The sequence below is a fragment of the Actinokineospora enzanensis DSM 44649 genome, from assembly GCF_000374445.1.
GTDB classification, from domain to species: Bacteria; Actinomycetota; Actinomycetes; order Mycobacteriales; family Pseudonocardiaceae; genus Actinokineospora; species Actinokineospora enzanensis.
Genome location: NZ_KB894406.1, coordinates 222,582 through 241,717 on the forward strand (window position 1 = coordinate 222,582; position 19,136 = coordinate 241,717).

The 19,136-nt window shown below is 71.6% G+C and carries 21 protein-coding genes; 10 read left to right on the forward strand and 11 right to left on the reverse strand.

Annotated features, from left to right (window positions below; all coding sequences use genetic code 11):
- Nucleotides 1-125: 125 nt before the first annotated feature.
- Together C503_RS0107930 and C503_RS0107935 are read right to left on the reverse strand one after the other, a co-directional pair.
- A complete protein-coding gene (locus C503_RS0107930) occupies nt 126-1,406 on the reverse strand; it encodes an MFS transporter (RefSeq protein WP_026316082.1) in 1,281 nt (426 codons plus the stop codon).
- 80 nt (nt 1,407-1,486) lie between these two features.
- On the reverse strand, nt 1,487-1,987 hold the full coding sequence (locus C503_RS0107935) for an NUDIX domain-containing protein (protein WP_018681653.1): 501 nt from the start codon (nt 1,985-1,987) through the stop codon (nt 1,487-1,489).
- Nucleotides 1,988-2,046: 59 nt separating this feature from the next.
- On the opposite strand from C503_RS0107935, the gene C503_RS47270 reads away from it, so the two are divergent.
- Nucleotides 2,047-2,268 carry a hypothetical protein gene (locus C503_RS47270; protein WP_211222342.1) on the forward strand — a complete coding sequence of 74 codons (222 nt, stop codon included), beginning with the start codon at nt 2,047-2,049 and terminating at the stop codon, nt 2,266-2,268.
- Here C503_RS47270 and C503_RS0107940 read toward each other — a convergent pair.
- Nucleotides 2,234-2,542 carry a DUF1330 domain-containing protein gene (locus C503_RS0107940; RefSeq protein ID WP_026316083.1) on the reverse strand — a complete coding sequence of 103 codons (309 nt, stop codon included), beginning with the start codon at nt 2,540-2,542 and terminating at the stop codon, nt 2,234-2,236. The two genes, C503_RS47270 and C503_RS0107940, sit on opposite strands and share 35 nt — an antisense overlap.
- Nucleotides 2,543-2,611: 69 nt before the next feature.
- Between C503_RS0107940 and C503_RS38530 the strand changes: the two genes are divergently transcribed.
- A complete protein-coding gene (locus C503_RS38530; protein WP_156893054.1) occupies nt 2,612-3,511 on the forward strand; it encodes an alanyl-tRNA editing protein in 900 nt (299 codons plus the stop codon).
- On the opposite strand, the gene C503_RS0107950 is transcribed toward C503_RS38530, so the two are convergent.
- The 7 genes from C503_RS0107950 to C503_RS45760 form a co-directional block, all read right to left on the reverse strand.
- On the reverse strand, nt 3,508-4,728 hold the full coding sequence (locus tag C503_RS0107950) for an ATP-grasp domain-containing protein (protein WP_018681656.1): 1,221 nt from the start codon (nt 4,726-4,728) through the stop codon (nt 3,508-3,510). The two genes, C503_RS38530 and C503_RS0107950, sit on opposite strands and share 4 nt — an antisense overlap.
- Nucleotides 4,725-5,666 carry a DMT family transporter gene (locus C503_RS0107955; protein WP_018681657.1) on the reverse strand — a complete coding sequence of 314 codons (942 nt, stop codon included), beginning with the start codon at nt 5,664-5,666 and terminating at the stop codon, nt 4,725-4,727. The genes C503_RS0107950 and C503_RS0107955 overlap by 4 nt, the downstream gene beginning before the upstream one ends.
- A gap of 143 nt (nt 5,667-5,809) precedes the next feature.
- Nucleotides 5,810-6,955, reverse strand: coding sequence for a saccharopine dehydrogenase family protein (locus tag C503_RS0107960; RefSeq protein ID WP_018681658.1), 1,146 nt, complete (start codon nt 6,953-6,955; stop codon nt 5,810-5,812).
- Nucleotides 6,948-8,006: a saccharopine dehydrogenase gene (locus C503_RS0107965; RefSeq protein WP_033400333.1), complete on the reverse strand. Its 1,059-nt coding sequence runs from the start codon at nt 8,004-8,006 to the stop codon at nt 6,948-6,950. Before C503_RS0107965 ends, C503_RS0107960 begins: the two co-directional genes overlap by 8 nt.
- Nucleotides 8,007-8,109: 103 nt before the next feature.
- A complete protein-coding gene (locus C503_RS38535) occupies nt 8,110-9,834 on the reverse strand; it encodes a thiamine pyrophosphate-binding protein (RefSeq protein ID WP_018681660.1) in 1,725 nt (574 codons plus the stop codon).
- A 63-nt stretch (nt 9,835-9,897) separates the two neighbouring features.
- Nucleotides 9,898-10,605 carry a class I SAM-dependent methyltransferase gene (locus C503_RS0107975; RefSeq protein ID WP_156893055.1) on the reverse strand — a complete coding sequence of 236 codons (708 nt, stop codon included), beginning with the start codon at nt 10,603-10,605 and terminating at the stop codon, nt 9,898-9,900.
- A 676-nt stretch (nt 10,606-11,281) separates the two neighbouring features.
- Nucleotides 11,282-11,545 (reverse strand): hypothetical protein, encoded by a 264-nt coding sequence (locus C503_RS45760; RefSeq protein ID WP_156893056.1) that lies wholly within the window; start codon nt 11,543-11,545, stop codon nt 11,282-11,284.
- Between the two features lie 40 nt (nt 11,546-11,585).
- Here C503_RS45760 and C503_RS0107985 point away from each other — a divergent pair, with 40 nt between their 5' ends.
- On the forward strand, nt 11,586-12,047 hold the full coding sequence (locus tag C503_RS0107985; protein ID WP_211222343.1) for a nuclear transport factor 2 family protein: 462 nt from the start codon (nt 11,586-11,588) through the stop codon (nt 12,045-12,047).
- Nucleotides 12,048-12,064: 17 nt separating this feature from the next.
- Complete coding sequence (locus tag C503_RS0107990; RefSeq protein ID WP_211222344.1) at nt 12,065-12,937, forward strand: alpha/beta hydrolase; 873 nt, start codon at nt 12,065-12,067, stop codon at nt 12,935-12,937.
- Nucleotides 12,938-12,978: 41 nt separating this feature from the next.
- Here C503_RS0107990 and C503_RS38540 read toward each other — a convergent pair whose 3' ends face one another.
- Entirely contained in the window at nt 12,979-13,737 is a 759-nt protein-coding gene (locus C503_RS38540) for an NADase-type glycan-binding domain-containing protein (protein ID WP_156893058.1), read from the reverse strand.
- A 288-nt stretch (nt 13,738-14,025) separates the two neighbouring features.
- On the opposite strand from C503_RS38540, the gene C503_RS38545 reads away from it, so the two are divergent.
- The 6 genes from C503_RS38545 (at nt 14,026) to C503_RS0108025 (ending at nt 19,125) form a co-directional block, all read left to right on the forward strand.
- Nucleotides 14,026-14,583: a MarR family winged helix-turn-helix transcriptional regulator gene (locus C503_RS38545; protein ID WP_018681666.1), complete on the forward strand. Its 558-nt coding sequence runs from the start codon at nt 14,026-14,028 to the stop codon at nt 14,581-14,583.
- A gap of 122 nt (nt 14,584-14,705) precedes the next feature.
- Nucleotides 14,706-16,571, forward strand: a complete 1,866-nt coding sequence (locus C503_RS38550; RefSeq protein ID WP_211222345.1) for an AfsR/SARP family transcriptional regulator — start codon at nt 14,706-14,708, stop codon at nt 16,569-16,571.
- An 87-nt stretch (nt 16,572-16,658) separates the two neighbouring features.
- Complete coding sequence (locus C503_RS0108010; protein WP_018681668.1) at nt 16,659-17,390, forward strand: SDR family NAD(P)-dependent oxidoreductase; 732 nt, start codon at nt 16,659-16,661, stop codon at nt 17,388-17,390.
- Nucleotides 17,390-17,770 carry a SchA/CurD-like domain-containing protein gene (locus C503_RS0108015; protein WP_018681669.1) on the forward strand — a complete coding sequence of 127 codons (381 nt, stop codon included), beginning with the start codon at nt 17,390-17,392 and terminating at the stop codon, nt 17,768-17,770. The genes C503_RS0108010 and C503_RS0108015 overlap by 1 nt, the downstream gene beginning before the upstream one ends.
- 4 nt (nt 17,771-17,774) lie before the next feature.
- Nucleotides 17,775-18,626 (forward strand): NAD(P)-dependent oxidoreductase, encoded by an 852-nt coding sequence (locus tag C503_RS0108020; protein ID WP_018681670.1) that lies wholly within the window; start codon nt 17,775-17,777, stop codon nt 18,624-18,626.
- A gap of 58 nt (nt 18,627-18,684) precedes the next feature.
- A complete protein-coding gene (locus tag C503_RS0108025) occupies nt 18,685-19,125 on the forward strand; it encodes an anthrone oxygenase family protein (RefSeq protein WP_018681671.1) in 441 nt (146 codons plus the stop codon).
- Nucleotides 19,126-19,136 lie beyond the last annotated feature (11 nt).

Sequence of the window (19,136 nt, forward strand, 5' to 3'; positions counted from 1 at the left end):
GCTTCGTTCTGCGCGTCAGCCCGTCGGTGGGATCGGTGAAGCCGCTGGTGTGGTTCGGCGGCATCCGGACCGCCACGGCCTCGGCGCGCGTTGATGGACTCCACGGAGGACGGACCACGCTGGTGTCAGCAGCCTGTCCCCTCACTCACGCGACCGTACAACTCGGCGGCATCTCGGGGTGAGTCCACTGTGCGCAGGCTGCTGGGCAGGAGCAACGTGGCTGCACTCCACGCCAGGCCGCCGAACACCAGCACGAGGGCCAGACCGAGACGGTTTCCCAGGTAGCTCACGGCGAGCTGTGCGAGAACTCCACCCAGGAGCGCGGCGAGGGGAATGGTGGCCCACGAGATCGTCCGCGCGGTGGCGCTGACCCTGCCCAGCAACGAGGCGTCGGTGAGATATTGGCGGAGGCTCACGGAGTTGACGTTCCAGATCGGGAGGAAGAAGCCGGACACCACGGAGATGACGACCATGACCGGGAATGGTGCCCAGACCAGTGCCAACGGCGCGGCGAGCCATGGCAACCCCTTGACCGCACTGGACACCAACATGGCCCGGCCAAGCCCGAACCGACCCACGATCCGGTTGCACGACGCGGCTCCCACGAGCGTGGCTATCGCGCCCGTGGCGAGGATGGTGCTGGCGGTGGTGGGGGTGAAACCGAGACCGCGATAGGCGTAGAGCAGGAACAGCTCCATCGCCAACCCCCGACCGAGGTTGGCTGCGGCCGTCGCGAGGACGAGGCGGAACAACAGCCGGTGCCGGATCACGATCCGGATCCCCCGCCGCGCCTCCGCGAACAGACTGCGCCTCGGACGGTCGGGCAGCCGCTCGGGTTCGCGAATCGTGACCAGGGCGAGCACGGAAGCCAGATACGAGGCGGCATCCACAAGAATCGCGTTGGCGGCCCCGGCGACCTGAACGAGGAAACCGGCGACCGGCGGCCCGGCCACCTGTGCCGTCGACGCACTGATCTCCATCCGCGCATTGCTTCTGGCGATCTGCTCCGGCTCGACGAGCGACGGAAGGTAGGCCTGGTAACCGACATCGAAGAAGATCGCCGCACCACCGGTGATCGCGGCCACGACGATCATCTGTACGAACCCGAGTCCACCCAGGACAGCGGCCACCGGCAACGACGCCATCGCCAGGAACCGCACCAGATCGGCGGCGATCAGCACCTTTCTCCGCTGGGCACGGTCAATCCAGACGCCTGCGACCAGGCCGAGCAGGGGATAGCCGACGGTGCCGACCGTGGTCAACAGGCCAAGCTGGAACGGACTCACCTGCAACACGAGCAGAGCAACCGTCGGCACGGCAACAAAACTGACCTGGTCACCGACAGCACTGACCGTCTGGCCGAACCAAAGACGCCGAAACCCGCGCCCCCCGGACCGTGTCCCCATGCCCACTACGCTAGAAGCTCTAGTTAAGCCGAGGTCAACCGCCTGCGGACCGGTCCGACACACGACCGGCCCGACGAAGCTCAGCCGCCAACACTCAACCGACGGGCAAACCCTCGCATTCGCCCCCGATCCTCCCCGAACACACTCTCCCACTCCTCATCCAACGAAAACCACCCCACAGGCTGCCCCTCCTCCCCCCGAACCTCCACCTCGGCAGAAACAACCGCCCCATAAACCAAACACAACGTAGCCGACAAATCCGCCCGATAAGACCGAACCGCAACCGCGGCAGGCACATCCGACAACTCGGCCGAAACCCCGGCCTCCTCGGCCAACTCGCGCACCGCGGCTGCCCGAGGCGTCTCCCCGATCTCCACCGTCCCCCCGGGCGCGACCCACCCCCGCCGGTGGTGCCGCACCAACAACACCCGCCGATAAGACGGATCCACCACCCAGACCTCGGCAGCGATCGGCTCCGTCAACACCGGCCGGGCCCTCAACCACGCCCGAGCGTCATCGAACTCCACCACGGCCAGCCCCGCATCGGCCACCGCCGCGTTCATGGTCACCTGGTCGATCATTCGGCCATGGTAGACACCGATCAGGAGCGACGGGCGCGATCGCGTGGGACGCTCTGTCGGTGCCCATTGATCCGCACCTGTTCGCAGCGTTCGTCCTGACCGCGGTGGTGGCCATGCTCGTCCCCGGCCCGGACATGCTCTTCGTCCTCGGCTGCGGGATCCGCGGCGGCGCCCGCGCCGGTCTGCTTGCCACCGCGGGCCGGTCGCACAGTGGTCGGTCGACAAAGTGGTCGGTCGACGCAGTGGTCAGTCGACCGGGTGGGCGAGCCCGCCGTCGATGAACAGGATGCGCCGGATCGGCGGCTCGCTCCGGGCGGCCAGCGCGGCGCGGTAGTCCGGGGAGTCGTACCAGGCGCGGGCGTCGGCGAGGCTGGGGAACTCGATGATGACGATGCGGTGGTCGTCCGGCCACTGCCCCTCGACGGCCACCGGGGTCTGGCCGCGGGCCAGGTAGCGGCCGCCGTGCGCGGCGATGGCGGCCGCCGAGGCGGCGCGGTACCGGCGGATCTCGTCGTCGTCCTGGTACGGGGATTCGGCGATCACGTAGGCGGGCACAACCCCCATTGTGGCACGACTGTGGCACGGCTCGCGGGCGGCCGGGAGCGGGGCGTAGGGTGTACCCACGTGAACGTTGTGGACTCCGGCGAACTGGCCGTCACCACCGTGACCTACCCCGCGGGTTCGCTGCGGGAGAAGGCGTCCGTGCTGACCACCGTGCGCGAACCGGACCGGCTGTTGGTCTTCACCGACCGCACCCCGTTCCACCCGCTCGACCCGTTGTGGCCCGACCAGCCCGCCGACCACGGTGAACTCCGCGTCGGCGACCACGCCTTCCCGGTCCGCGACACCCTCACCGCCGCCCGCCGCGACGACGGTCCACTGGTGGTGGATGACGACATCGCCGCCCGCCGCGACGAACCCGGCGTGCTCTTCGCCGTCGCCCACGTCCTCGACCCCGAGGCCGCACCGCACCTGACCCCCGGCACGAGCGTGGACCTCGTGGTCGACGCGGAGCGACGGAACCGGCTCAGTGCCGCGCACACCGCGTGCCATCTCCTGGCGTACGCGCTCAACCAGGTCACCCATGGCTTGTGGCGCAAGGAAGTCCCCACCGACTCACGCGGCCACTACGACCTGGACGCCGCCACCTGCGTGCTCACCCGTCACGACGTGGACGGCAGTCTCGACCACTACCGGCTCGGCAAGTCCCTGCGCAAGAAGGGATTCGACACCGCCGCGTTCCTGGACCGTCTGCCGGATGTGATCGGCGAGGTCAACGCGGTGCTCGCGGGCTGGATCGCGGCCGACGTGGCGGTGCGCGTCGAGGTCACCGGCCCCGCCCTCACCGACCGCAGGCAGTGGGTCTGCGAGACCCCCGGCGGCGTCGCCACCATGCCCTGCGGCGGCACCCACGTGCACCACCTGGCCGAGATCGACTCGATGACCGCCACGGCCACCCACGACGCGGACTCCGGCATCCTGGAGATCCGCAACCGCGTCGTGGTGGCCGCGACGGTCTACTAGCGGTACAGCCCGGTGAGTTCCATGTCCCGCAGCGTCTGGTAGTCCCGTTCCAGCTCCGCCTGGTCGTCCGTGCACAGGTACACCGTGCCCGGACACGTGGCCATGTCGATCGTCTTCGTCAGCGGCGCGCCCTCCGCGTGGTTCGCCACCAGACCGGCGAACGACGGCAGTTCGCGCACCCGGTCCCACCCGTCCGCGTCCGGCATCCGCCCAGTGGCAGGGGAGATGAGGTTGACACACCGCAGCAGGTTCTTGAGCTGGTACGGCGCGTCCGTCTCGGCGACGAAGCTCTCCGGGTCGGCGAGGGCGAACGCCAGGGTGTTCACCTGGTCGGTGCCGACGCAGCGGCTGAGCAGCTCCGGCACCTGGCCGCCGCCAAGGCGCGCGCCGGTCTCGATCAGGAACGGACCGTCGTCGGTCAGCATGATCTCCGTGTGCGCGGCGCCGTGCGAGATTCCCAGTGCGTCCAGCACATCGCGCGCGTACCCGACCACCTCGGCCACGCCGAACGCGTCCAATGGCAGCAGGTCCTCGTAGTCGTACACGGCCTGACCGTCGACCTGGCGCTTGTGGTAGCGCCACACCTCGATCAGCCGGTGTGTGCCCGCCCAGCTCACCGTGTTCAGGTAGTACTCGGAGCCGCGCAGGAACTGTTGCGCCAGCACGGTGTCGTTGCGGCGGCCGTAACGGTCCACCGACGCCATGATCCGGTCGTGCGCGGCCACGACCTCCTCGGCCGTGGTGCACGTGATCACGTTGTCCGTGCCCGCGCTCAGCACCGGCTTCAGCACCACCGGCCGGATCCCGTTGTCCCGCACCCACGCCACGGTGTCCGCCGACGACGCGGAGCGGAAGTCGCGCGCCGCGGCCAGACCGGCGGCGCGGATCGTCTCCTGCATGGCCGCCTTGTCGCGGCGGGCGACGGAGTGGTCGATCGCGTTGCCCGGCAGGCCGAGCGCGGCCGCGAGCCGGTCGGCCAGCAGCACACCGGACTCGGCGGCGGCGACCACCGTGGTCACGCCGAGTTCGCGCATCGCCGCCGCCGTCGCCGCGATGTCGCCGGTGTGCGCCAGCTCGACCGCGAAGTCCGCCGGGCGGTACGCCAGCCGCGTGTCCGGGAACTCCGACCGGACGTGGATGAACGGCACCCCGCGCAGCCGCAGTGCGGCGGGCAGCAGCCTGCCCGCCCCGTACGCGTCCACTATGGCGCAGGTCACTGTGAAACCTCCGACTTCTCCGACCCGGACCCGGCCGGTCGCCGGTCCGCTCGATCCCGGACCAGCGCTCCCACCGCCACCAGCACGACCACGCCGATGATGCCGACGAGGGTGAAGGCGGAGAAGCGCAGCCTGCCGTCGGCCAGCTGCATGGTGAACGCCATCAGCGGCGACAGCGCGATCACCAGCGAGGTGGTGATCGGTTCGGTGTGCTTGATCCCGATCTGCAGCACGTAGATCGGCGTCGCGACACCGATCACCGCCACCACCACACCGGGCAGCAGTGCGGCACCGAGATCGGGGTGGCGCTCCAGCCCGAACAGCACCCAGGCGAGCGCGCTCATCAGGAAGAACCTGGTGGCCAGCACGGTTCCCGGGGCGCACCCGGCGTCGCTGAGCCGCTTCATGTAGATGATGTTCACCGAGGACCCGACCGCGCAGGCCACCGTCAGCACGAGCCCGATGACCGCGTCCGACACGGTGATCCCGGCCAGCCCGCTGCGCCCGCTGAACGACACCCACACCAGGCCCGCGAGCAGGCCGCAGATGCCGATCGACACCGCGACCTCGACGCCGAGCACCCTGCTGTCCTTGCGCAGCAGCGGACCGGCCAGCACCGCGATCACCGGGCCGAGCGCGAGGCCGAGCACGTTGACGATCGCCGGTTCCAGGTAGGCCAGCGCGTACAGGGTGGCCAGCCAGGTCACCGCGGTGGTGATGTTGATCGCCACCAGGTCCCTGCGGTGCGCGTGCAGCTCGCCGGGCCCGGCGGAGCGGACCCGGCGACCCTGCACGGCCAGGAAGAACAGCATGGTCAGCGTGAACGACACGGCCGCGATCCCGGCCGGGCTCACCGACTCGAACTGGTTGCCCGCGTAGACGTCCATCGCCGCGGTGAGCACGGCGTAGCCGAGCAGCGGCACCAGCCCGCGCCGCATCGAACCCGCGCGGGTACCCCCACCTTGCACGATGCGTCCCCCATGAGGTCTGTTCGGCACGGCGTCGCTATCCGTTCCCCCGAACGGTTTCCGCGCGCCGACTGTCGTGAACGACCGCCAGGGTACGCACTCGTGCGCGGCGGTCAGTCGCCAGCGTAGCCCGTCTCGATGCCCCACGTGGCCAACTTGCCCAGCCAGCGGTCGACCGCGGCCGGTTCGTCGGCCGCCTGGTGCAGTCCCGGCGCGACGTTCCCGCCGGTGACCTCCAGGATGCCCAGGGCGAGCGGCACCGACACCAGCCGCGGGGTGGCGGCCTCGGTCGCGGTGCCGACGGCGTCGAGAACGTACTCACCACTCCAGGTTCTGCCGTCCTCGGTGCGTACGTCGAGGCTTACCGCCATGACCACCCGATCGTGGTCGTCGGTCGTGGTCGGGTGCCGCTCGGCGAGTTCCGCCGCCAGCGCGGTGATCCGGTCCGCGTCGGCGGTCACCAGCTCGGCGAACACCTCCTTCCACGCCTGGCTCCAGCCGTCCAAACGCATCGTTCCGCGCACGAACGTCTCGATCGTCCAGTTGGTCGGAAAGTGGTAGGTCGCCACGAACGGGACACTGTCCCGGTTCGGGTACACCTCGAACGTCTCGTCGCCGATCCGTTGCGCGCGAACGGCTTCCCACGGCCGCGCGACCTCGACCTCGGCCCCGTCGTCGATCATCCGCGCCGGGCTCAGCAGCGCCGTCAGCACCCCGCGCGGCGCCCAGCTGAACCGGTAGCGGAAGTCGTTGGGCACGGCGGGATTGCTGCCGCAGTACGAGGTGAACCGGACGGTCGCACGGCCGTCCCCGACGAACTCGCCCGCCTTGCGCACCAGCTCGTGCGCCAACAGGTGGTCGATACCGGGGTCCAGCCCGATCTCGGTCAGCACGACCAGCCCGCGCGCGGCCGCCGCGTCGGTCTGCTCGGCGATCCCCGGGCTGAGGTAGCTGGAGCACGCGAAGTGCGCGTCGTGCTCGATCGCCAGGCGCAGCAACGCCGGGTGCTCGGTGGCGGGCAGCATGGACACCACGACGTCGCCGGCGCGCAGCTCGGCGGCGAGCTCCGCGTGGCCGAACGTCCGCGTCTCGGCCTGTCCGGACAGTCCCAGCTCGGCCAGCCGCCTGTCCGCCTTGGCCGCGGTGCGCCCCCACAGCAGCGTCGTGGCCGCCGCGCAGACCAGGCCGAGCCCGCTGCCGGTGGACATGCCGGTGCCGATCCAGTGCACGCGGCCGCTCGGGGTCACCAGGTCAGCCATGGAGGTCTCCTTCCGCGCCAAGGCGGGCGATCGCGTCGTCGAACCGGGCGCGGGCGCGGTCCCACACCGGGCCGCCCGCGGTGAGGCCGGTCAGGTGCGGCAGCAGCCCGGCGGAGAAGGCCGTGCTGGACTCGCGGGGCAGCAGCGACGGCAGGTTGTCGATGGCCAGCACGTCCAGCACCGGACTGCCCGCGTGCACCGTGCGCGCGGGGGAGTCCCAGGTCGTGGTCTTGTCGTTGATCGGCAACCGGTTCAGGTCCGAGGTGACGTCGCAGGTCACGTCGGAGACGGTGCGCAGCACGCGGCCCGGCGCGGTCGTGTCGGCCGCGGTGAGGAACGGCGTGCCGGGCTCGTTCGCGAACACGGTGTTGACCAGGATGTCGTGGCCCAGCAGGGCTTCCCGGTCCAGCGCCCGGGTCTCGGCCAGGTCCCACTCGGTGGTCGGCACGCCCGCCACCGCCAACGCCTCCACGGCGCCCCGGCCGGACCGGCCCAGCGCGCCGACCACCAGCGCCCGTTCGGCGGCCGGGGTGGCGCGCAGCCGGGCGTCCAGGTCTTCCCGACTGCCGGAGCGCAGCGGGGCGAGCAGCTCGTTGCGGTGGTGGAGGACGGCGAGCGCGGCGCCCACGTAGCCCGCCCAGAAGCCGAACGCGACCACCCGGCGGCCGTCGTCGTCGACCAGCTCCTCCAGGTCGAGCAGGGTGCCGCCGCCCCAGGTGAGCCTGCGCAGCAGGTCGGGCCCGTCGACCTGGCCCTTGAAAGCGTGGCCGAAGAAGATGTGCCGGTGGGTCAGCGCCCGCGCGGCCGAGGAGGGCTCCTTGAGCCCGAGCACGAACACCTCCGGCGGCGCGTCCGGCCAGGTGTCCCCAGGCACGACCCGGCAGCCCGCGGCCGCGTACTCCTCGACCGGGAACGCCCGCTGTCCGGCCTCCTCGACCATCACCGCGAACCCCGCCTCGACCAGGCGCGCGGCGTCCGCGGGTACCAGTGGTGTGCGCTCCTCGTGCGGCGCGACCTCGCGGCGCAGCCACAACCCCGTCCTGCTCGACATCTGTTCTGCTCGTCCCCTTGTCCGTGCTCGCTGGCTGGGTGAATGGCCGGGTGGGTGGGTTGGAAGATCAGCGGGTGGGTGGGTTGGAAGATCAGTGGGTGGGTCAGTGGATGGGGCGGGTGCGCTGGGCCCCGGACAGCGCGGCCTGCCAGCTGGCGACCGGCGGCGGCACCTCGATGTGGCTGGGCACCGCGACGTGGATGACCGACGGCCCCTCGGCCGTCGCCGCCTGCTTGGCCAGCACCGCGAACTCGGCGGCGGTGTGCGCGCGGGCGCCGGTGACGCCCATGCCCGCGGCCAGCAGCACCGGGTCCAGCGGGCCGGGGTCGACGGCGAAGTAGCGGCCGCCCGCGTACAGGTGCTGGATCATCTTGATCCAGCCCATCGAGGTGTTGTCCAGCACCACGTAGGTGACCGGCAGCCGCAGCCGGGCCGCGGTCTCCCACTCGCCCACGGCCATGGCCACGCTGTTCTCCGTGGTCAGGCACAGCACGCGGGAGCCGGGGTGGCCGACCGCGAGCGCGATGGACGCCGGGATGGCGAAGCCCATCGGGCCGTGGCCGCGCGGGATGACCACCCGCCAGCCGTCGCCGGGGCACTCCCAGAAGCTGGACAGGTACGGCGTCGGCGTGCCCGCGTCCGCGGCGATCCAGGTGTCGCGGCCGAACGCCTCGCCGAGCGCCCGGACGACCTCGCGCGGGTGCACCACGCCCTCGTCGAGCACCGGCGTGTCGGCGTCGACGTGGCTCGCCCACACCGCGCGGGCGGCCGCGATCTCGGCGGACCTGGCCGCGCGGACCTCCTCGGCCGCGGCCGGGATGGCGGCCACGACCTGGGCCAACACCGCCTTCGCGTCGCCGACCATGGCGACCCCGCGCGGGTAGTTGTGCCCGGCCCGGCCCTCGTCGGCCTCGATGTGCGCCACCTTGACCGAGCCGTCCCGCGGCGGGGCGGTGAAGCCGAGCGTGTCGGTGGCGTTGGCCCGGGTGCCCACGAACAGCACCGCGTCCGCCTCGGCGAGCCGGGCGTTGGCGTAGTCGCGGGCGCCGTTGGCGCCGATCACGCCCAGCGCCAGCGGGTGCGCCTCGTCCAGCGCGCCCTTGCCGTGGATGGTCGTGGCGACCGGGACGGCCCCGCGCTCGGCCAGCGCGCGCAGCTCCGGCCAGGCGCCGGACAGGTGCGCGCCGCCGCCCGCGACGATCACCGGGTGCGCGGCGTCGGCGAGCATGTGCGCGGCGATCCGGACCGCGTCCAGCCTGCCCGCAGGCCGGTCGGTGGCCACCTCGGCGCGGGTGAGCGTGCCCTGCGGCGGCGCGTCGTCGAGCTCGGCCTCCAGCACGTCCTCCGGGAAGATCAACGCCACCGGGCCGGGACGGCCGGTGGTGGCCGCCCGGATCGCCGCCTCGACGGCAGCCGGGATGTCCCGCGGGTCGGTGACCGTGCGCCGCCACTTGGTGCAGGCGGCGAACAGCGCGTCCTGGTCCATCTCGCTGATCGGCGCGGTGCCCGCGCTGCGGGTGTTGTTGTCGGTGGCCAGCGCCACCAGCGGGATGCTCGACGTCAGCGCCTCGGCCAGACCGCTGGCCAGGTAGACCGCGCCCGCCCCGCTGGGCGCCTCGCACACGCCCAGCCGCCCGGTGGCGCGGGAGAACGCGTCGGCCATGAACCCGGCGTGCCGCTCGTCCCTGGCCAGCACGTGCCGGATCTCGTCGGCGCGCCGCCGCAGCACGTCGTAGAGGGCGATGCTGGTGTCCCCCGGGAACCCGAAGACCGTGTCCACGCCGCGCCGCGTCAACGACTCGACCAGCAGATCCGCTCCGTTGCCCATGCCCTGCCTTCCTGTTCCTGCCGCTCTGTTCCTGCTGTCCTGTTCCTGCGGCGGGGTGCTCGGTCAGCGGGTGAGGTGCGCGGTCACGATCGACCGCACGCGCTCGCCGGAGATCGGTCGGTGGTAGCGGAACTCGCCGGGCTCGGCCTTGTCGAAACCGGCGGCGACGGCCTGGTCGGCGATGTAGTCGGCGGACAACCAGTGGAAACCGTCCACGCCGGGCGCCTGCTGGACGGGCGATCCGTCGTTGGGCGCGTCATTCGACGCGACAAGGCAGGCCAGGCCGTCGGCGCCCGGCTTCAGCCAGGCGCGGATCCGGGACAGCACCGGGACGAGACCGGCGGCCGGGTCGTTGAGGTGGCCGAGCACGCCGTCGATGTAGGCGACGGTCCAGTGCCTGCCCGGTTCCCACTGGTAGATGTCGGCGCACTCGGCCTGGACACCCTTCCGCCTGGCCAGCTCCACCGCCTCCGGCATGGCGTCGATGGCCAGCACCCGGTAGCCGCGGTCGACCAGCTCGGCCTCCACGGCGGCGTTCCCGCAGCCCAGGCTGAGCAGCTCGCCGCCGTCGCGGTCCAGCTCGGCGGCCAGCCGGTCGGCCATCCAGGTGCGGTACTCCAGGCTGTAGGTCGACGGCGTCACCGAGTCCCCGCGGCTGCCGCCGTCCTCCCAGACGTGGAACAGGCTGGCGCTGTCGGTGTTCTTGTCGAGGTAGAAGCGGACGAGGTCGTCCTGGTTCCTCGCAGGCGTGTGGAACATCGTTTCCCCCATCGTCGACAGAGTCGGCGCGCCGGTGGGCGACACCGCTGAATTCGGCCGCGATAACGCATGTGCCATTCTTCGTGCAATACCCACCCCACGCACGGGCAGGCCGAAACACCGACAGCGCACCGTCGGATACGAAGGTCGTTCCCCTTTGTGTCGGGTGCCTTCCCCCAGTTCCCCGTGAACACAACACAGTCCCCGCGAGTCCGGGGCCGGTGTCCCGCCCGGATCGCGGAACCGATTGTCATCAGGTCCGGCTATGGGTCGCAACCGCCCGTTCGAGTGAACAGGCCGCGGTCGCTGTGTAGCGTGACCGTCATCACGCCGAGGTATGCGCGCGGTATACCGGGTCGTCGATGGAAAACGTGTGACCGGCGCGTTAGACGATCATATGCGGCAGATGTCGACATCCCTCGAATCGAGCACGAAACGGGTGAACGTCAAATACGCGAACGTCGAGATGTATCAACTCCTGGCTTAACTCGACGCCCGGCTGAACGCCAGTCCCACGCCGAAGCCATCGGCACCCCGCCCATGCGACCCTGTCGCGGGCTGTCCCGTCCTGTTGAGCTCTTGACGACCATCGCGGTTTCCATACCGTGAATCGGGGGCGTCCGCAATGCCACGCCCGCGCGGGCCGAGAGGGGCCATGGGGTAGACCGCCATCCATGTCGTGTCTTGATCATTCCGGCGTTTGCGGACTTGGCACGAAAGACGATCCGATGAGCGTCGAATAGTCTACCGTCGATATTTGCAATTCGATAAGTCGCATGCGGATTGTTTTCGGCGATTCGGTCCCGTCGCCGTGCTGCCGCGTTGTCGTCAGGTGGAGAGCCCGAACCGGCAAACGGTTCGCGGGTGGATGGTTGGCTCGGCAGGGGATGATCGGATGGTCGATCCGGCCCTTCTGCCCCCTCGGCGCATACGCCAGGATGTCGGTGATCATGAAGCGCGGTCGGCGAGACCGCAGGGTGGAGGAGGAATCCGTGGCCGATGCTGGGGGAGCCGCCGTGGCGGACCGGTTGGATGTCATCGAGACGTGTACGCGGGTGGTGTGGCATACCGATCAGCGGGAGTGGGAGCGGCTCGGGGAGGTGTTCGCGGACCGGGTTTCCCTGGACTACACCAGTCTCAACGGGGGTGAGCCCGTCACGCTGGCGCCGGAGGTGATCATCGGGGCCTGGCGGGACGCGCTCGGCGGGTATGACTCGACGCACCATCTGCTCACCAACCATCTCGTGACCGTGGCCGGTGACGAGGCCGTGTGCACCGCCGCTTTCCTTGCCACGCACCGGCTCGGGTCGGCGCTCGGTGGTTCGTTGTGGACACTCGGGGGCACGTACCGGTTCTCGCTCACGCGGTCCGACCGGTGGCGGATCGACGGCATGGTGATGACCGCGGTCTGGGGCGACGGCAACCGCGACCTGCCCGCGCAAGCGGCGAAATGAACCTGGGGGAGCAGAACATGAAGACGACGTTCGACAGCGATGGCGTTCAGCTGGTCGGGAACCTCTACCTGCCCGCGGGTGCGGACACCGCACCGGGCGTTGTGGTCGCGGGCACCTGGACGAGCGTGAAGGAGCTGATGGCCGACCGTTACGCCCAGCGGCTCGCCGAACGCGGGTTCGCCGCGCTTTCCTTCGACTTCGCCGGTTTCGGCGAGTCCGGCGGCGAGCCCCGCGACGTCGAGTCACCGGCGTCGAAGGTGCGCGACATCCACAACGCGGTCACGTTCCTGACCGACCACCCCTCCGTGGACGGCGACCGCGTCGGCGCGCTCGGCATCTGCGCCGCCGCCATGTACATGGCCGAGAACACCGCGCACGACCCACGCGTGCGGTCCCTCGCCCTGATCGCTCCCTGGCTGCACGACCGCCCGATCGTCGAGGCCTCCTACGGCGGTGCGGACGGCGTGGCCGCCAAGATCGAGCTGGCCCGTCGAGCCCGCGCGCGGTTCGAGGAGACCGGCGAGGTCGAGTACGTCCCGGTGGTCAGCGGCACCGACCCGGACGCCGCCATGCCCTTCGACATCGACTTCTACCTCAACCCGGCCCGTGGCGGCATTCCCGCCTGGCCCAACCGCTATGCCGTGCAGGCCTGGGAGGAATGGCTCACCTACGACGCCGTCGCCCTGGCCCCGGAGATCACCCAGCCCACGCTCATCGTGCACAGCGAGGACGCGGCGATCCCGGACGGCACGCGCCGGTTCCACGCCGGACTGCCCGGTCGCAAGGACATCCTGTGGTCGCAGGGCACCCAGTTCGACTTCTACGACCAGGAACCGCAGGTGACTTTGTCGGCCGACACCGCCGCCGCGCACTTCCGCCGCACTCTCTGATCCCGAGTACCGGCCGGGCCCAAACAGGCCTGGCCGGTGCCTCAGGAGACGGTCATCTCCGAAATGGCCACCTTGTCGATCGGCAGCTTCCGGTTGTCCTCCTCGCCGGGAACGCTGCTGAGAATGGTGAGCGTCACCGAACTGGTCGCCCGCGTCGGTATCGACACCGACTGCGCCCCGCGTCGACCCGGATCGGTGTCGAAGGTCGCGGTGACCGCCGTGCCGTCGGAGAAGGAAAGCCGCACGCCCGCGATACGACGGCACTGGCGATAACGGTCCGTGCCGTCGAACGGATCCGTCTTCGCGAACCCGGGAACCACCGACACCGAGCTGACCAGGACGGGCGAGGAGTACCCGATCGTCAGCGACTGCCCCACGCCATCGGAATCGCACCGCCACGCGGTGTCGCTGTACCCGTCCACCGCTTTGTCTGCCTCATAACTGAACGGCGTCCCCGCCGCGTCCTTTCCCGGCGGCGACACGCAGCTCGCACTGACCGACGACGGGGCGACGCCCCCGGCAGTCGGGAACCTGGGCACCGGCTGGGTGGTCGTGGTCGTGCTGGTGTCCTCATAGGACGAAGTGGTCGTCGAAGTCCACGTGGCGGCGACTCCGGACCCGCTGCTGGCCTGACCCGCCGACGCGGACGACGACCGCGTCCACACCACGAAAACCGCCACCACCGCGGCGACCGCGAGCACGACCGAGCAGGCGGCCACCACGGTCATCCGGTCCGCGTGTCTCCGCGCGGCGGCCGCCTGAGTCAACGCCGTCTGCGACCACGCCGTCTGCGGCGACACTGTCCGAGGCGACATCGCGGGCAACACCGAGGCAGGGGCAGTGGGCACCACCGCGAACCCGGGCACGCACTGGCACGGCGCCCCGGACGCGGGAAGCCTTCGCGAACAGACTGGGCAAAAGCCGGACATGGCCACTCCAGACGACTAGGCATCTCCGAGACTACGTCGCCCCGCCCCGCGGTCCGTTACCCCCGCCGTCGCGCCGAGCGCGCCGTCCGATCGCGTGGACCGGCCTTCCAGCGCCCAAGTCCAGCATTCGACCGCGGTGTTCGGCGGACGGGGGCGAACGTGTGGTTGGCGGAGCAGGTCGACTTCGGTGAGGTGGGCCGGGACTTCAGCGGTGCCCAGGTGCTCATGCACACCGCGGCGGGGGAGGTGCTCGGCGTGTCGGCCACCGACTACAAGTGTCTCGACCTCCTGCTCCGCGCGCCCACCACGCTGACCGCGGGCGGGCTCGCCGAGGCGTCCGGGCTGACCACCGGGTGCGTGACCGGTGTGGTGGACCGGCTGGAGCGGCTGGGGTTCGTGCACCGCGTCCGCGACCCGCACGACCGGCGGCGGGTGCTGCTGCGCCCGGCCGAGGGCGTCGAGGACCGGTTCACCTGGCTGTTCGAGCCGCTGCGGCGGGCGGTGGACGAGCTGGTCGACGGGCAGTTCGACGACCGGGAGCGGGCCGCGATCCGGCGCTACCTGATCGGCGCCACCCGGCTGATCCGCGAGCACACCGGCAGGCTGCGCGCGGACGGGCCGGACACGCGGCCGTGGCGATGGTCGAGCGCGGACGAGCACCGCTCGACCATCGCACCAGCGCCGGTCGAATGCCCGCCGGGAGTGTCGGAGAGGTAAGGGGGTGTCCACCGCCGGGTGACGGCGGGGGAACTGGGGGGTGACGCGCGTGTCCCGGTCGGGGACCGCGCCGCGGCCGGTGGCCGACCCGTGCGCTCCGCACCACACACGACGCGAAAGTGGTGACCGACGTGCAGATCAACCTGTTGGGCCCGCTAGAGGTGCTGGACGAGGGACAGGACGTGACGCCGACCGCGCCCAAGCTGCGGCACGTGCTGGCGCTGCTGGCCGCGCACGCGAACCGGGTGGTGTCGGTGGACCAGATCATCGAGGAGCTGTGGGAGGACCGCCCGCCGTTCAGCGCGATGACGACCCTGCAGACCTACATCTACCAGCTGCGCAAGCTGCTGCGTCTGACCGGCGCCAAGGAGCGCGGGACGGGCGCGCCGGACCGCGAGTTCGGCCTGCACACCTCGCCGACCGGGTACCTGCTGCGGATCGCGCCGGACGCGCTGGACCTGACCAGGTTCGAGCGGCTGGCCGAGCGCGGCCGGGCCGAGTCGGCCGCGGACGACCTGGTGGCCGCGGCCGCGTCGCTGCGGCACGCGCTGGCGGTGTGGCGCGGCCCGGCGCTCACCGATGTCGCGGCCGGACCGACGCTGGCGGTGGAGTCGGTGCGGCTGGAGGAGATCCGCAAGCGGGTGCTGGAGCTGTGCGTGGACGTCGAGCTGCGGCTGGGCAGGCACCACGAGCTGATCAGCGAGCTGAGCGGGATCGTCGGCAGGCACCCGACCCAGGAGGGCCTGCAGGGCAAGCTGATGCTCGCGCTCTACCGGTCGGGCAGGCGCACCGAGGCGCTGCAGGCCTACCAGCGGGCGCGCACGGCGCTGGCCGACGAGCTGGGCCTGGAGCCGACGCCGGAGCTGCGCAGGCTGCACTGGGCCATGCTCACCGGCGACCCGAGCATCGAGACGCCCGCCGCGGCCGGGTCCGCCCCGCTGCGCGAGCTGCCGCCGGATGTGCCAGAGCTGGTCGGCAGGCAGGCCCAGGTGGCCGCGGTGCTGCACGCGTTGACCCCGGCCGAGCGCACGGTGCCGCCGGTGGTGGTCGCGGTCGGCGGGCCCGGCTCCGGCAAGTCCGCGTTCTGCGTGCACGCCGCCGTCCGCGCCGCGGAGTCCTATCCGGACGGTCAACTGTACGCGCGGCTGATCGGCCAGGACGGCACGCCGGTGCGGCCGGAGGAGGTGCTCGCCGGGTTCCTGCGCACGCTGGGCGTGCCGAGCGGGTCCATACCGTCCTCAGTGGACGAGCGGAGCCGGATGTTCCGCCGCTGGACGGCCGGTCGGGCCATCCTGGTCGTGCTGGACGACCTGGTCAGCCGCGCCCAGCTGCGGCCGCTGCTGCCGACCGGCCCCGGCTGCGCGGTGCTCGTCGCCAGCAGGCGCACGCTCTCCGACCAGGCCATCTCGGCGGTGGTGGAGCTGCCGCCGCTGAAACCGTCGGAGGCGGTGCACCTGCTCAGCCAGGTCCGCGGCGCGCACCGCGTCACCGCCGAACGCGACGCGGTCACCGAGCTGGTCCGCCTGTGCGAGGGCCTCCCGCTGGCCCTGCGCGCGGCGGCGAGCAGGCTCGACCTGCGCCCGCACTGGTCGATCCGCCGCCTGGTCAACCGCATCCGGGACGAGCGGCAGCGGATCCTGGAACTGTCCGCCGACGAGCTCGACCTGGCCCGCAGCGTCCGCCAGACCTACCGCGCGATGCCGTCCGCGAGCCGGTTGGTGCTGCGCACCCTGGCCGACCACGGCGCGGACCCGGTCTCCACCCGGGCGATCGCGACCGCGATGGACGTCGACGAGAGCTGCGCGGAGGCGCTGCTCGAACAGCTGGTGGAGTTCCAGCTGGCGGAGGTCACCCAGGACGGCGCGAGCACGGACTTCCGCTACCGGCTGCCCGCCCTGGTCCGCATCGCGGCGCGGGCGTTGGCGGGGCAGGAGCGGGCGGAGCACTCGACCTACCGACCGCGACGCACCGAGGCATTCGCGGGGTGATCGGTGCGATCGAGCGCGAGCGACCACGGGGCGATCGGTGACCGGTATCGGGGCATGTCGGCGTGACTGGGCACGAGGAGAGGGTGGATGGACTCGGGGTTGAGGGGCAAACGGGTGTTGGTGACCGGCGGGACCCGGGGGATCGGGCGGGCGGTCGCGGTGGCGTTCGCCGGAGCCGGGGCGCGGGTGGTGGTGTGCCACCGCACCGGCGGGGACGCGGCGGACGAGATGGCCGCCGAGCTGGCGGGGATCGGGGGCGGGCACCTGGTGGTGCGCGCCGACGTGACCGACCGGGGGGATGTCGGGCGGCTGGTCGAGCGGTGCCGGGCGCACCTTGGCGGGTTGGACGTGCTGGTCGGGAATGTCGGGGTCGACGGCCAGAGCCCGTTCCGGGACCTGGCCGACGACGAGTGGCACCGGGTCGTCGACCACAACCTGACCAGCGCGTACCTGGTCACCCAGGCCGCGCTCGACCTGCTCGCCGACGGTGCCTCGGTGGTGTTCGTCGGGTCCGCGGCCGCGCTGCGGGGCAGGCCGCTCGGCGCGCACTACGCCGCGTCGAAGGCCGCGCTCATCGGGCTGACCAGGGGACTGTGCAAGGAGTTGGGTGGTCGCGGGATCCGGGTCAACACGGTCGCGCCCGGGGTCACCGAGACCGGCGGCGGGCTGCCGCCCGAGGTGCGGCAGCGCCTGACCGCGGTCACGCCGCTGGGGCGGTTGGCCACCCCGGCGGACGTGGCCGGGGCCGTGTTGTTCCTGGCCGGGGACACCTCGACGTTCGTCACCGGCACGACGCTCACCGTGGATGGAGGAATCTGATGCCGTTCGCCGCGATCAGTTACCGGGTCCGGCCCGGGAACGAGGACGAGATCGCCGAGATCTTCGCCGGGTTCCGGCGGGTCAGCACCCCGGTGCTCACCGACGAGCAGGGCAGGGAGGCGGGCAGGTTGCTCGGCACCGCCGTGTTCATCAAAGACGACAATCTGGTCAGAGTGATCCACTACGAGGGCGAGTTCGCCGCGGTCGCCCGGCACATGGCCCGACAGGGTGGTGTGCACCAGCTCGAAGAGCGTCTCGCGCCCTACCTCGCCGAGCCCCGCGACACGTCCACACCGGACGGTTTCCGGGCGTACTTCGCGGACGCCACCATGCGGTGCATCTCCCAGCTGTCCGCGGCCGACCTGCCCGCGGGCGGGTGACGCCATGCCAGGGAAGGTGGCCGTCGTCGGGCTCGGCGGCATGGGCGCGGGCATGGCCGCGGCACTGCTCACCGCCGGTTTCGACGTCACCGTGCACAACCGCACCGCCGCGAAGGCCGCGCCGTTGGCCGAGCGCGGGGCCCGGGTCGCCGAGTCGGTCGGGGCCGCGGCGGCCGGGGTCGACATCGTGGTGCTCAGCCTGAGCGACGAGACGGCGGTCGACGCGGTACTGGCCGACCTGCGACCGCGCCCCGGCACGGTCGTGGTCGACACGTCCACGGTCTCCGTCGGGTTCTCGCGCAGTGCGGCCGCGCGGCTGGCCGAGCAGGGCGTGGCCCGGGTGGAGGCGTGTGTGGTCGGGAACCCGAGGATGGCGAACACCGGACAGCTGCGGGTTTTCACCGCGGGCGACGAGTCTACTGTGGACAAAGTGCGACCGGTGCTCGACGCGGTGGGCGCGAGCGTGACCCACCTTGGTGCATTCGGTCGTTCCTGCGCGTTCAAACTCGCATTGAACCTGCTGCTCGGCGTGCAGACCGCGGCGCTGGCCGAGATGGTGCATTTCGCGGAGAGCGCCGGATTGGACCGGGAACAACTCCTCGGCACGGTCCTGGAGAGCGGCTGGAGCTCCCCGGTCCTGGCCTTCCGTGCCGAGTTCATGCGCAGGCGCGACTACCGGCCCGCCGCGTTCCGGGCCGAGCTGATGGGCAAGGACCTGCGCACCCTGGTGGCCGAGGCGGGCGCGCACGGCACGGCGCTGCCGGTGACCGAGAGCGCGCTGCGCGCCTACGAGGGCGCGGTGGCGGCCGGGCGCGGCGACGAGGACGCCGCCGTGGTCGCCGAGCTGCGCGGATGACGAACGGCGCCCCCGCCCGACCCGGGCGGGGGCGCTTGTTGTCGAAGGGGGACACGAGATGACCGTCGTGGTGCTGCGCGTCCTGGCGCTGCTGGGCAGCGGGATCGCCGCGGGTGTGCTGTTCGCGGTCGCACTGAGCGTGCTGCCCGCATTGTTCGCGATGCCCCCGGAGCGTTACGTGTACGCGCACCGGCTGCTGGGCCGAAACTTCGATCCGACCATGCCGCTGGTCGTCCTGGGCACCGTGGCCGCCGATACCGCCTTGGCCGCCCTGGTACCGGAACACCGCGTCCTGTTCGTCATCGCTGCGGTGCTCTCCTTGGGCGTGTCCGCCGTGTCCCACCTGTGCAACGTGCCGATCAACCGCAGGGTCAAGGCGGTCGACGAGACCGCCCTGCCCCCGGACTGGCGCGACCCGCGCCCGAGTTGGCGCCGCTGGCACCTGCTGCGCACCGTGCTCGCGATACTCGCCTTCCTGACCTGCGCGCTCGCGGCCTGACCGGCGCCGGG

What these genes read in the sequence shown, in the direction of transcription:
- C503_RS0107930 (WP_026316082.1), bottom strand. Translation starts at nt 1,406, where the DNA reads ATGGGGACACGGTCCGGGGGGCGCGGGTTTCGGCGTCTTTGGTTCGGC.
- C503_RS0107935 (WP_018681653.1), bottom strand. Translation starts at nt 1,987, where the DNA reads ATGATCGACCAGGTGACCATGAACGCGGCGGTGGCCGATGCGGGGCTG.
- C503_RS0107955 (WP_018681657.1), bottom strand. Translation starts at nt 5,666, where the DNA reads ATGCGGCGCGGGCTGGTGCCGCTGCTCGGCTACGCCGTGCTCACCGCG.
- C503_RS0107960 (WP_018681658.1), bottom strand. Translation starts at nt 6,955, where the DNA reads ATGGCTGACCTGGTGACCCCGAGCGGCCGCGTGCACTGGATCGGCACC.
- C503_RS0107965 (WP_033400333.1), bottom strand. Translation starts at nt 8,006, where the DNA reads ATGTCGAGCAGGACGGGGTTGTGGCTGCGCCGCGAGGTCGCGCCGCAC.
- C503_RS38535 (WP_018681660.1), bottom strand. Translation starts at nt 9,834, where the DNA reads ATGGGCAACGGAGCGGATCTGCTGGTCGAGTCGTTGACGCGGCGCGGC.
- C503_RS0107975 (WP_156893055.1), bottom strand. Translation starts at nt 10,605, where the DNA reads ATGGGGGAAACGATGTTCCACACGCCTGCGAGGAACCAGGACGACCTC.
- C503_RS45760 (WP_156893056.1), bottom strand. Translation starts at nt 11,545, where the DNA reads ATGATCACCGACATCCTGGCGTATGCGCCGAGGGGGCAGAAGGGCCGG.
- C503_RS0107990 (WP_211222344.1), top strand. Translation starts at nt 12,065, where the DNA reads ATGAAGACGACGTTCGACAGCGATGGCGTTCAGCTGGTCGGGAACCTC.
- C503_RS0108010 (WP_018681668.1), top strand. Translation starts at nt 16,659, where the DNA reads ATGGACTCGGGGTTGAGGGGCAAACGGGTGTTGGTGACCGGCGGGACC.
- C503_RS0108015 (WP_018681669.1), top strand. Translation starts at nt 17,390, where the DNA reads ATGCCGTTCGCCGCGATCAGTTACCGGGTCCGGCCCGGGAACGAGGAC.
- C503_RS0108020 (WP_018681670.1), top strand. Translation starts at nt 17,775, where the DNA reads ATGCCAGGGAAGGTGGCCGTCGTCGGGCTCGGCGGCATGGGCGCGGGC.
- C503_RS0108025 (WP_018681671.1), top strand. Translation starts at nt 18,685, where the DNA reads ATGACCGTCGTGGTGCTGCGCGTCCTGGCGCTGCTGGGCAGCGGGATC.